The organism is Alishewanella sp. SMS8 (assembly GCF_030737935.1).
Lineage (GTDB): Bacteria > Pseudomonadota > Gammaproteobacteria > Enterobacterales > Alteromonadaceae > Alishewanella > Alishewanella maricola.
This window is the reverse complement of the sequence record NZ_JAPJEA010000003.1, coordinates 531,455-543,925: the sequence shown is the minus strand read 5'-3', so window position 1 is coordinate 543,925 and position 12,471 is coordinate 531,455. Positions and strand designations below refer to the sequence as shown.

The 12,471-nt window shown below is 47.6% G+C and carries 11 protein-coding genes; 2 read left to right on the top strand and 9 right to left on the bottom strand.

What is annotated here, in order from left to right; translation table 11 throughout:
* Positions 1-97: 97 nt before the first annotated feature.
* The 6 genes from fabG to yceD form a co-directional block, all read right to left on the bottom strand.
* Positions 98-844 (bottom strand): 3-oxoacyl-ACP reductase FabG, encoded by a 747-nt coding sequence (gene fabG / locus ORJ01_RS12910; RefSeq protein ID WP_226749978.1) that lies wholly within the window; start codon positions 842-844, stop codon positions 98-100.
* 10 nt (positions 845-854) lie between these two features.
* A complete protein-coding gene (gene fabD, locus ORJ01_RS12905; protein WP_306178359.1) occupies positions 855-1,790 on the bottom strand; it encodes an ACP S-malonyltransferase in 936 nt (311 codons plus the stop codon).
* A 14-nt stretch (positions 1,791-1,804) separates the two neighbouring features.
* The gene (locus ORJ01_RS12900; protein ID WP_229588012.1) at positions 1,805-2,764 is read right to left on the bottom strand and encodes a beta-ketoacyl-ACP synthase III; all 960 of its coding nucleotides are present in this window, start codon (positions 2,762-2,764) and stop codon (positions 1,805-1,807) included.
* Between the two features lie 6 nt (positions 2,765-2,770).
* On the bottom strand, positions 2,771-3,769 hold the full coding sequence (gene plsX / locus ORJ01_RS12895) for a phosphate acyltransferase PlsX (RefSeq protein WP_371930754.1): 999 nt from the start codon (positions 3,767-3,769) through the stop codon (positions 2,771-2,773).
* 65 nt (positions 3,770-3,834) lie between these two features.
* Positions 3,835-3,999, bottom strand: a complete 165-nt coding sequence (gene rpmF / locus ORJ01_RS12890) for a 50S ribosomal protein L32 (RefSeq protein ID WP_226749982.1) — start codon at positions 3,997-3,999, stop codon at positions 3,835-3,837.
* A 15-nt stretch (positions 4,000-4,014) separates the two neighbouring features.
* Entirely contained in the window at positions 4,015-4,542 is a 528-nt protein-coding gene (yceD, locus tag ORJ01_RS12885; RefSeq protein ID WP_226749983.1) for a 23S rRNA accumulation protein YceD, read from the bottom strand.
* 117 nt (positions 4,543-4,659) lie between these two features.
* On the opposite strand from yceD, the gene ORJ01_RS12880 reads away from it, so the two are divergent.
* Positions 4,660-5,262 carry a nucleoside triphosphate pyrophosphatase gene (locus tag ORJ01_RS12880; protein ID WP_306178357.1) on the top strand — a complete coding sequence of 201 codons (603 nt, stop codon included), beginning with the start codon at positions 4,660-4,662 and terminating at the stop codon, positions 5,260-5,262.
* A 6-nt stretch (positions 5,263-5,268) separates the two neighbouring features.
* Here the strand turns inward: ORJ01_RS12880 and ORJ01_RS12875 are convergent, their stop codons facing one another.
* Both ORJ01_RS12875 and rluC read right to left on the bottom strand, forming a co-directional pair.
* Positions 5,269-5,916 (bottom strand): HAD family hydrolase, encoded by a 648-nt coding sequence (locus ORJ01_RS12875; RefSeq protein ID WP_306178356.1) that lies wholly within the window; start codon positions 5,914-5,916, stop codon positions 5,269-5,271.
* A gap of 1 nt (position 5,917) precedes the next feature.
* On the bottom strand, positions 5,918-6,871 hold the full coding sequence (gene rluC, locus ORJ01_RS12870; RefSeq protein ID WP_306178355.1) for a 23S rRNA pseudouridine(955/2504/2580) synthase RluC: 954 nt from the start codon (positions 6,869-6,871) through the stop codon (positions 5,918-5,920).
* Between the two features lie 511 nt (positions 6,872-7,382).
* Between rluC and rne the strand changes: the two genes are divergently transcribed.
* Complete coding sequence (gene rne, locus ORJ01_RS12865; protein ID WP_371930746.1) at positions 7,383-10,796, top strand: ribonuclease E; 3,414 nt, start codon at positions 7,383-7,385, stop codon at positions 10,794-10,796.
* A gap of 472 nt (positions 10,797-11,268) precedes the next feature.
* On the opposite strand, the gene ORJ01_RS12860 is transcribed toward rne, so the two are convergent.
* Complete coding sequence (locus ORJ01_RS12860; protein ID WP_306178354.1) at positions 11,269-12,438, bottom strand: DcaP family trimeric outer membrane transporter; 1,170 nt, start codon at positions 12,436-12,438, stop codon at positions 11,269-11,271.
* Positions 12,439-12,471: the final 33 nt, after the last annotated feature.

Below are 12,471 nucleotides of genomic sequence, written 5' to 3'. Positions count from 1 at the left end.
ACAATTCGTGCAATTTGGTGTGGCGCTAGTTTATTCGTAAGCTTAGGTTGTTGCAAGCAATGCGATAGGCATTTTTTGCTGGTCAAACCTGATTAGCTTACACCATATACATACCGCCGTTAACGTGAACTGTTTCGCCGGTGATATAAGCTGCGTGCGTAGAAGCCAAAAACGCCACTGTTGCTGCTATTTCTTCTGGCTGCCCTAAGCGATTAGCCGGCACTTGCGAGAAAATAGCGGTTTTTTGCTCTTCAGACAACTCTTTCGTCATGTCTGTATCAATAAAACCTGGCGCAACCGCGTTTACGGTAATTCCGCGTGATGCAACTTCTTTTGCTAACGACTTAGTAAAGCCTAAAACACCGGCTTTGGCTGCAGCATAATTGGTTTGACCGGCATTACCCATTGAGCCAACGACAGAGCCAATAGTTATGATGCGACCGAAACGTTTTTTCATCATGCTGCGTAACACGGCTTTGCTTAAGCGAAATACCGATGTCAAATTGGTTTGCATAATATCAAACCATTCATCATCTTTCATCCGCATTAGCAGGTTATCGCGAGTAATACCGGCATTATTGACTAAAATGTCGATTTCACCAAATTGATTTTTAATTTGCTCAAGGCAAGCGTCAACCGAAGCGGTATCGGTCACGTTTAGTACTAAACCCGCCCCCTGCTCACCAAGATATTCACCAATGGCAGCCGCGCCTTTTTCAGTGGTTGCCGTGCCCACAACTTTAGCGCCTAAAGCGGCTAATTGCTCTGCAATAGCTCGGCCAATACCACGACTTGCGCCAGTAACTAACGCAACTTTGCCTTCTAAACTGATAAAATTATTCATCTAAATACCCTTATTCTGCTGCTAGCGCGGCGGTAAGCGACGTTGCATCATTAATTGAAGCGGTTTTCAGCTCTTTATTAATGCGTTTAATTAAGCCACTTAATACTTTGCCTGCACCTAATTCCAGTACTTCGGTAACGCCTTGCGCGGCAAAGTACTCAATAGTTTCAGTCCAACGCACTGGGCTGTATAGCTGCCGGATCAGTGCATCTTTGATCTCTGCTTGGATATTCGTTGCCATTACATCAACGTTATTGACCACAGGCGTACTAGGCGCAGCAAAGTTAAGTGCCGCTAAATCTAAAGCTAGTTGCTCCGCAGCGGGACGCATTAACGCACAATGTGACGGAACGCTGACCGGTAATGGTAAAGCACGTTTTGCGCCAGCGGCTTTACAGGCTTCACCAGCACGCTCTACTGCCGCTTTATGACCGGCAATCACCACTTGACCTGGAGAGTTGTAATTAACCGGTGAAACCACCTCACCTTGTGCCGCTTCTGCACAGGCTTTGGCAATGGCTGCATCGTCTAAACCAATAATGGCTGACATAGCGCCCACACCGGCAGGCACCGCCTGTTGCATATAGTGACCACGCTTTTCTACCAGCTTAACCGCGTCGGCAAGTGACAACACGCCCGCACAGACTAACGCCGAATACTCACCTAATGAGTGCCCTGCAAAATACGCCGGAGCCGCACCGTTTTGTTGTTGCCATAAACGCCATACCGCAACAGATGCCGCTAATAAGGCCGGCTGTGTACGATGCGTTTCATTTAATTCTGACTCAGGGCCAGTTGAAACCAGCGCCCAAAGGTCATAACCCAAAGCAGCAGAAGCTTCGGCAAATGTGTCTTGAACCACGGTATGTTGCTGATACAGCTCGTTAAGCATACCCACGCTTTGTGAACCCTGACCGGGAAACACGATGGCAAGTTTAGTAGTCATAGTGATCCTGAAAATTAATAACGAATTAACGCAGACGCCCAAGCGAAACCACCGCCGAACGCTTCTAGTAATAAGGTTTGGCCTCGTTGAATACGACCATCGCGGATAGCTTCATCTAAAGCAGTGGGCACTGTGGCGGCCGACGTATTGCCATAACGATCAAGGTTAATCACCACTTGATCCATCGACATATCTAACTTACGCGCTACCGCAGCAATAATACGCAAATTTGCTTGATGCGGCACCAGCCAGTCAATATCAGACTTCTGCATATTATTGGCTTCTAACGTCTGCTCAACCACTTGCGACAGCTTGTTAACGGCCACTTTGAACACGTCGTTGCCTTTCATACTGCCCCACGATTCGTGTACCGATTTTTCATCGCCACGGATCGGATTATTCACGTACAGCAGCTCTGAATATTTACCATCGGCATGAATATGGGTCGATAAAATACCGGGTTGCTCAGAAGCTTCTAGCAATACCGCACCGGCGGCATCACCAAATAAAATCACCATAGAGCGATCTTCAGGGCTGACTAATTGCGATAAACAATCTGAGCCAATCACCAAGATCCGCTTTGCCATACCACTTTTAATATATTGATCGGCAATACTTAAGCCATAACAGAAGCCGGCGCAAGCCGCAGCTATATCAAAGGCAGGAATGCCTGGAATATCTAGATCACGCTGAATTTCACAAGCCGAGCTCGGTAATGAACGCGCCGAGCTGGTGGTGGCGCAAATGATCAGATCAATGGTGTTTTTATCGATGCCGGCAGCTTCAATTGCTTTGAAAGCAGCAGCAGTACCCATACTGGCAACTGATTCATCAGGGCCAATAATGCGGCGCTCTTTAATGCCAGTACGCTCGATAATCCATTCGTCTGTGGTTTCTACCATAGACTCTAGGTCCGCATTGGTGCGAACCAGTGACGGGAAATAACTCCCGGTACCAATAATTCTTGAGTACATGCTACCCTATGCTTTATCAATAAGAACTTGTTCCAACCGATCTTTTATTTTGGCTGGCACTTGGCGTTCAACCTCGCGCACAGCTTGTCGGATGGCACTTAAAAATGCGTCTTTTGTCGCATTGCCATGACTTTTCACTACGATGCCGCGCAATCCTATCAGACTTGCACCATTATAGTGGTCGGGGTTCATTCCCTGATAAAGACTTTTTAGCACAGGTTTAAACAACCAGCTTAATAAAGCGGCTAATGGCCGTTGTTTAATACTCTGTTGCGCCCGCTTAATAATCAGCTTAGCAACGCCTTCACAGGTTTTCAGCGCGACATTACCCACAAAGCCGTCACAAACAATCACATCAGCCTTGCCAGAAAAAATATCATTGCCTTCAATATAGCCGATATAATTCAAACCGTTGCATTCGGTTAATAATTGCGAGGCACGTTTTATTTGATCTGAGCCTTTAATTTCTTCCTCGCCCATGTTCAGCAAGGCCACCCGTGGGGCTTTAATACCAATAACTTGCTCGGCCATCACCGCGCCCATCATGGCAAATTGAAATAACGTATCCGCATCACAGTTTACCGTAGCACCTAAATCCAACATATAAACCGGATTACCTTGGCAACTGGGCAAAGCACTGATTAAAGCTGGTCGCTCAACGCCGTTAAGCATTTTTAACACATAATGTGCGATTGCAATTAAGGCACCGGTATTGCCGGCGGAGACACAGGCGTGGACTTGTTCTTGTTCAACCAGTTCTAAGGCATGACGCATGGCACTTTCACGTTTGCTGCGTAACGCTGACGCCGGCTTGTCGGCCATAAGTACTTGCTCAGTACTGTGCACAAAACGAATACGCGGTTCGTCGACCACACCAGCAAGCTTTAACGCTTGTTCTAGTACTGGCTGATCACCACATAAAACTAATTGAAGATGAGGGAATTCTTGAAGCGCTGCCAGAGCGGCAGGAATAGTAGATTGGGGGCCGAAGTCGCCCCCCATCATATCTAAAGCCAAAGAAGGCTTTAGCTGCTGCACGTGCTTACCGGTTAGGATAAGTGCGTCCAGAATTATTTTACTTTACGGCCTTTGAAGTAACCATCGGCAGTAATGTGGTGACGACGGTGAGTTTCACCGGTAGTTGCATCAACTGACAGCGTAGGGCCAGTTAATGCATCATGTGAACGGCGCATGTCACGACGTGCACGAGATTTTTTGTTTTGCTGAACAGCCATTGTATTTCTCCTAAATCACTTTTTTTTCAATTCTTGCAGTATAGCGAATGGGTTGGGCTTTTCTGGCTCTGGCCCGATATCACCGAAGCTAAGTGAGTCAGGATCAACCTGACAATCAACCGCATCATGCATCGGAAACAGTGGCAATGCCAGAATGAGTTCATCCTCAATCAACTGCCGTAAATTAATCTCGCCGTGCTCATCACGCTCGACCACGTCATAGCGCTCAGGAATCAATTCCAAAGCCGCGTTATCATCTCCTTTAACAGGAGTATATGCAAAACTTACGTCTAGTGTGAGTGGTATGGGTTCACCACAACGCTCACATTTAACACTTACCTGGCAATGCGCTGTACCGTTTAACACAGTAAGGTTTTGCTGGTCAATTTCGCATTCAATTCTGACTGTTACGTCGTCTTGGTACGCCATTAACCCTTCTTTAAGACGGATTAAGGTGTTTAGTGGCACTATACCGGAGTAACCGGAACGTTTTTGTGCTGCTTTAACCGGATCGAGCGTAACAGGTATTTTCAATTTTTGCATAAGGCGCGCATCATATAGAAGCAGCCCCTTGCTGTCAAAGGGTTCTGCAGGTTTTTCAACATTTTTGTCAGCAGGCTATTATAGTGTGCACCCTGTTGTTTATAAAAGGACTATTTTGTGACTATTGCCGAACGCCCTTCACTATATTTAGCTTCAACCTCGCCCTACCGTCGCGCGTTGTTAAGTAAATTAACTGAAAATTTTCAATGTATTGCCCCCAACACTATTGAAACACCCCGTGTCGGTGAAAGCGCCGAAGCCTTGGTACAGCGTTTAGCAACCGAAAAAGCATACGCCGTGGCCAGCACGTTAACGAGTGGCTTAGTGATTGGTTCAGATCAAGTGGCGGTATTTGGTAAAGACATTATTGGCAAACCGCATACGGTCGAAAAAGCCTGCGCGCAATTACGCCAATTTAGCGGCCAAGCAGTGGAATTTCTTACGGGTTTAGCCGTAGTTAATGCCGCAACAGGTGAAACACAAACCACACTTGATAGTTTTAAGGTGCATTTTCGCACATTGACTGAGGCTGAGATCCGCTGTTACGTGGCACGAGAACAGCCGTTGGATTGCGCTGGAAGCTTTAAAAGCGAAGGCTTAGGCATTTGTTTATTCAGTAAATTAGCAGGCGATGATCCTAACAGCTTAATCGGCTTACCACTGATTAAGCTGTTGCAACTGCTGCGCCAAGCTGGCCGAGATCTGTTACTTGAGCCTTAACAGCGCTTAGCGCACCCAAGCGGGTAAATCAGCTAGCCGATCGATAATGACTAATGGCGCATATTGTTGCAACACAGCAACGTCATGGGCGCCATGGCTCACCCCAATCCTAGGCATGGCAATAGCCTGAGCCATTTTCAGATCATGACTGGTATCCCCCACCATAATCGCTTCATTGGCAGCAACACCAAGCTGTTGAATAATTTGTTGTAACATATCGGGATGGGGTTTTGATTGTGCTTCATCGGCACAGCGACTGGTAGCAAAATAGCGCGCTAAACCGGTTTCGGCAAACATGCGATCTAAGCCTTTGCGCGCCTTTCCCGTGGCTACGGCTAATAGTACATTACGCTCAGCTAATTGCTGTAACACCTGCTCGGCATCGGCAAATAACGGTGTCGGCGTAGTGTCGTGCTGCACATATTGATCGCGATAATGCTCAAATAGTTGCTGCCGCTGCGCGGAATTAGCGCTTGGAAACAACATGTCAAATGCCGGATCTAAACTTAAACCAATAATATGCCGCACCGCGGCCGTGCTTGGCACAGCAAGTCCGGTATGCAAGGCAGCAGCTTGCATCGACGAGACAATTCGCCCAACGGAATCCATGACGGTGCCATCCCAATCGAAAATCACTAACTTGACTGCTGACATCTTATTTTCTCGTTAATTGGCTCATGGCTTGGTTTAACTGCTCATCCAGCGGGGCTTCAAACCGCATGGTTGTCTCGGTGCCGGGATGCATAAAACTTAAACTGTATGCATGTAAAAATAACCGATTAAGCCCAATTTTATTCATTTGGCTACTAAAGGTGTTATCACCGTATTTGTCATCGCAGGCTATTGGGTGACCTTTACAGGCGGTATGAACCCGAATTTGGTGGGTACGGCCTGTTACCGGAAAGGCCTCAACTAAAGTACCTTCCTGGTAGCGCTGTAAAATACGAAAACGCGTTTCCGATTCTTTGCCTTCTTTAGCATCTACCCGCACCACTCGCTCACCCGATTGCAGCGTGTTTTTCTTTAACGGCTCGGTCACTTTACGTGTTTTGTTGTCCCAATCACCCGATACTAACGCCCAATATTTTTTCTCAACGGTTTTATCACGTAACTGGGCATGTAAATGCGTTAACACCGAACGCTTCTTGGCAATCATTAAACAGCCCGAGGTATCACGGTCTAAGCGGTGAACTAATTCAAGATGTTTCGCCAGGGGCCGCAGAGCACGTAAGGCTTCAATAACGCCAAACTGCAAGCCACTGCCGCCATGAACCGCCATACCTGAAGGTTTGTTTAACACGATTAAATCAGCGTCTTCAAACAAGATATGCTGCTCTAAATCTTTTACCATGCTCAGTTTAACAGAGATGGCATCCGGCTCTGCAGCAACGGTAAACGGCGGTACACGCACTACATCGTCAGCTTGCAGCTTGTATTCAGGTTTGATGCGTTTTTTGTTGACTCGCACCTCACCTTTTCGTAAAACTCGATAAATGACACTTTTAGGTACGCCTCGTAGCCGGGCAATCAGAAAGTTATCTATGCGCTGACCAATAAAATCACTTTCGATTTCAATCATTTGCACCGGCAATTTTATTTCATCAGTCATGGCTTTAAATTACTCTGCTAATATTACAATTCAGTTGCTATCCAAGGCGGAATAGTGGGATAATCACCCCGCTAATTCTGCCGAGTTTCGGCAATTAGGGCGCTCACAGTGACATAAGAGAAGTTGTGCGGCACCGTCAGGGGATGTGATCATACCGAAATCGTGGTGAAAACCAATGTTTTTTATACCCCCGGCGTTTACTCACTGCCATTTGCCTGAGGTAATGTTGCGTAATTTGTTACCAACAACGGCAAAACACAATATCCGGTCACCGAGCAAAAATAAAGATTAGCCAGAACGCAGCGCTTTATGGCGATGTGTGTCAGATTTAAAAACGAAGACAGTTTAGCCTGCCCCAACAATACGTGTAGGCTCGCTACTGTAACGAGTAAAAAATTAGGTTCCCTCAAGCACCCAGTCGGGAGACTGCAGCATTATGTGTTTGATAACGTCTGAACACCCAGGTGCCCGGAAAAGTTGTGTTGTGGCTGCATAAATGAGTCACCCAACAATGAAAAGAATGTTAATTAACGCAACACAAGAAGAAGAAATTCGTGTTGCATTGGTCGATGGCCAAAAACTGTATGACCTGGATATCGAAAGCCCAGGCCATGAACAAAAAAAAGCGAATATTTATAAAGGCAAAATCACCCGTGTTGAACCCAGTCTAGAAGCGGCTTTCGTCGATTATGGTGCTGATCGTCATGGTTTTTTACCACTAAAAGAAATTTCCCGCGAATATTTCCCCTCTGGTTATAGCTTCGATGGCCGTCCTAATATTAAGGAAGTGGTTAAAGAAGGTCAGGAAGTCATCATTCAAATTGATAAAGAAGAACGCGGCCAAAAAGGCGCTGCGCTCACCACGTTTATCAGTTTAGCCGGGTCTTACTTGGTATTAATGCCGAACAACCCGCGAGCAGGTGGTATTTCACGTCGCATCGAAGGTGACGAGCGTCAAGAGCTTAAAGATTCGTTAGGCCAATTAGAAATGCCTGATGGCATGGGCTTAATCGTGCGTACTGCCGGTGTGGGTAAATCTTACGAAGAGCTGGATTACGACTTAAAAGCGCTTTTAAAGCATTGGTCAGCCATTACCGAAGAAGCTAAAAAGCGCACGGGACCGTTCTTAATTCACCAAGAAAGCAACGTGGTTTTCCGTGCTATCCGTGATTATTTACGTCGTGATGTTGGCGAGATCTTAATTGATAGCCAGAAAATCTTTGAAGAAGCTAAGGTGTATATCCAACAGTTCCGCCCTGATTTTGCCCACCGGGTAAAAATGTATCAGGGTGAAGTGCCGTTGTTTATGCATTACCAAATTGAAAACCAGATTGAAACCGCCTTCCGCCGCGAAGTGCGTTTACCTTCTGGTGGCTCAATTGTTATCGATAGCACCGAAGCGTTAACCGCCATTGACATTAACTCGTCAAAAGCGACCAAAGGCGGCGATATCGAAGAAACCGCCTTTAACACCAACCTAGAAGCGGCCGATGAAATTGCTCGCCAATTACGTTTACGTGACTTAGGTGGCTTAATTGTTATCGACTTTATCGACATGACGCCGGTGCGCCATCAACGTGAAGTAGAAAACCGTTTAAAAGATGCGGTAAAACAAGATCGCGCTCGGGTGCAAATTGGCCGGATTTCGCGCTTTGGTTTGTTAGAGATGTCACGCCAGCGTTTACGCCCTTCACTGGGTGAGTCAGCCGGACACGTCTGCCCTCGTTGTCATGGCCGTGGCACTATCCGCAGTATTGAATCGTCAGCCTTATCAATCTTACGTTTAATTGAAGAAGATGCGATTAAAGACAACACCAGCCAGATCCATGCGCAGGTACCGGTGTCTGTCGCCACGTATCTAATGAACGAAAAGCGTGAAGGTGTGCGTCGTATTGAACAGCGTAATGGTATTCGGGTGTTTATTATCCCGAATGAGCATTTAGAAACGCCAAACTACGAAGTGACACGTATTCGTATCGACGAAGAAATCGAAGATGCCAGCTACACTCTGCCTAAAGTGCCCGAGCACAGTACTAAGCTGTATCAACCAAGCAGTGACGCCGTTAAAGAAAAACCTGCGGTTTCCGCGTTAAGCTTATCACAAGCGTCTGCTCCGGTAGCTGCACCTGTTGCGCCAGCAGCGGCCCCAGCCAGCGCTGTCCGTCCTGCGGCTACGCCATCAACACCGGGTTTAGTCAGTCGGTTGGTTACCTGGTTAAGCAGTGTATTTGCACCAGCAACTCCCTCTGCCGAAACCACGCCAGTGACTAAAGAGCAGAAAGCCAACAGCTCGAAAGAGCCGCGTAACGAGCAACGTTCTGATCGCAACGACAACTCACGTCGTCGTAACAATCGTCGTCGTCGTCCGGATCAAGAAAAAACAGCAGATAAAGCGGTTGAAAAACCCGTTGAAAAAGCAGCGGCTGTTGAAGAGAAAGCGCCTCGTCCAGAGCGTAATCGCCCACAATCGCAAGATAAACCTGCTCGCGCTGCGGAACCTCGTAAAGCCGCGTCTGAGCCACGTGCTGAAAAACCGTCGGCAGAAACAGCGGATGAACCAAACAGCCGTGCCGCAGCCGCTGAACGTCGGCAACGTCGCAATCTGCAACGCTCTGTACGTTTAGCTAAAGCGGAAGCTGCCGACACACTAGCACCCGCTGTCGTTGCGGTTGACGCTGCCAAAGCAGAAACAGCTGCAGCAAGCCAAGCGCCAGCAAAAGATCAGCTCAACGCCGTTGAAACCGCAACCGTTACTGCGGCGCCAGCCGTTGTTGAAACCGCCAGCCCTGCAGCTGACGTCAAGAGCTCGAGCTTATCAGAGCCCGTGGTAGTCGCCGAGGCTTCGCCAATCAGCGAAACCAAACCGGCTGCTGAAACGGCTATCGCAACTGCTGAAAGCGTTGCCGCGGACAGTAACGAAACAGAGGCAGAAACAGCCACTACAACTGAAAGCCACTCTGATACTGAAAGTTCTGAGCCTCGCAGTCGCAGTCGTCGTTCGCCACGGCATTTACGTGCCGCCGGTCAAAAGCGTCGTAAAGAACAAACCGACACGACAGCTACCACTGAAGAGCCGGTTGCCACAGAAAATACTGCGTCGAGTGCTACAGAGAGTGCTGAGGCGAATGCCACAACTGACGCGGTAGAGCCTATCACATCAGAGCTTGTAGCGGATGTCGCCGATACCCCTGCGATTGACGCTGAGAAGCCAACCCGCAGCCGTAGCCGTCGTCGCCCAGCCAAAGCCAGTGCTGACACAGTGAAAGCAGATGAGACGGCAGCGGCCACTGTTGCAACCGATGAAGCGGCATCAGCCCCTGTGGTAACTAAGCAAAGCCCGCAACAGCAAAAGCTAGAATTAGCTGAGCCAGAAGCGACGCCTACCGCGGTGGTTGTACCTACTGAGCCGGTAAAAGCCCCTGCTACAGCAGCAAAAGCTGAAGAAGTGACAGCCGAAGCTGTGCCCGTGGCAGCCAAAAACAGTAACAAGGCTGCAGCCGAAGTAACGCCAGTTGATGTAACGCCAGCTGAAGTAGCAACACCGGTTGTTGCTGAAGCGACTGCACCGGTTGAAGCGACTGCACCGGCTAAAGCTGACGTTGCGGCCCCCGCCTCTGCGGCTGCGGCTCCAGTTGCAGCTGCACCGGCTAAAGAGGAACCGGCTAAAGCTGAAGCGGTTATAGCCGCTCCTGTTGTCACAGCCCAACCTAAAGCAGCAAAAGCTACAGGCAGTCGCTTTGGTAACATGGTCGTAGCAGAAATGACGAAACCACAAACGGTAACAGAAGAAGCCAAAACAGACGTCGTCACGGCAGTCACTGCTGAACAACGTCCGGTTGTCAGTTCTTCTAGTCGCCCGGCCGGCTCGGCGTTTGCGCGTCAATCGGCATCAGCACCGATGACTAAACCGGGTAAACCCGAGTAAAATTGTCGCATCTGAGTTAAAAAGCCGGCCTTGCCGGCTTTTTTATTGGCTGTTTTTTAGTGCATTATTTTATGCAGCTTGTTTTATCAAGCATGGCTGTAAAATGTCTTTATTCGCTAATCTAGGGTGCAAGTGAGGCTAAGCTAACATCGCTGCAGCTTGAGCTGGCATTATCTGATCCAACCTCGCGCTTGAGTCGACACTTGCAACGGTTTACTGACAAAGGTTTGCAATGCCAGCCAGCCAGCAAAGTATTATATCGCAACGGCTTATTAAGCGAGGCAAGATGGCTTGAATAATCAGTCTACTCAGAATGTTTTGCGCTTACTGAGCCAACTAAAACGGAGCAGGCGTCATGTTGGTAGTTAAGCGCCTATAACACGTTTTTATTAAAGCTAAACATTGGCAGCAAGTGCTGCGGCCATAAAAAACGCCTCTTAAAGAGGCGTTTTTAGAAAGTTAACTATTTAACTTAGAAGTCGTATTTAGCGCTGAACTGCACACGGTGCATATCACCATCTAAACCACTTTCGATTTCACGATTAGCATACTTGTATTCAACACCCATCATAAATTTGGTATTGAACTGGTATAACGCATTGACACTGTAACTCTGCATGGATTTATTCGCTGAAGTACCGGTCAAGCTGGTGTCATTATCAACATTTAACGCTGAATATAAGAAAGTTGAACGCCACTTGTCATTCCACAGATGACGATACGCCACGGAGAAAGACGTTGATTTAATGGTTTCAAGTTCAGCATCACTTGTCGTGCCGGTTAATACCGCGCCATTAGAAGCATTTAAACCGACATAACGGCCTAAACCTTCACCGGTGTTAATGGTAAAACGAATATCATCTTTATTAGCAAAGTTAAATTTACCACTGAAAGACACACCGTAAGACGCTACGCTGTCATCTAATACGCCGTTTTCGATAGCAATTTGTCGAAGCAAACCGGCCACCCGGAAAGAAGCATTTTCAGTTTTAAAGTTGTAACCCACGGTAAAGTCAGGAGTGGCATTGTCATCTGTGGTGATACGAGCGCCGCCACCAAATGGCGTGACCGTACTTTCTGGGTTTTCTACCGCAATAGAGAAATTACCTGAAGTGTAACGAACCTGAGCTTGACGAATAAAGATAGCCGCATCGGCATTACCGACGAAGTCTAGGGTATCTGGTAAAGACTGTAAGTCCATAAAGTTTGACCAGGTTTGGCCAACTGTCCAATTTTTGTAATTAACAAAAGCATGACGCATAACGGGGCTGTAACCGTTGGTGGTACGCTCATCGTTACCGTTATTACTGGTTTGAAAATCAAATTCAATACGCCCTGTCATCTTTTCACCGTTACCTAAATCGGTCGAGGTGCTAAAGAAGAAACGCGTTTGACGAGCGTGCATATCAAAACGTGTTGTGCTGTCGCCATTGATCGGTGTGACAGAAGGGACATAAAAATCACGCCCGATTGACGCAATGTCACCGTCAGCATCACTAACCATCATATCAAGTTTGACGTAACCACCGTAACTCACTTCGGTGTCGCCCACTTTAAAGCCGTTGTTCGCATGTGCAGCGCCTGCAGTTAAGGCTAATGCGATAGCCGCAGCTAAGGTATTCCGTGTCTTACTTTGTCTCATCTGGAGTTCTCCATGTTTTTTTATAGTAGTACT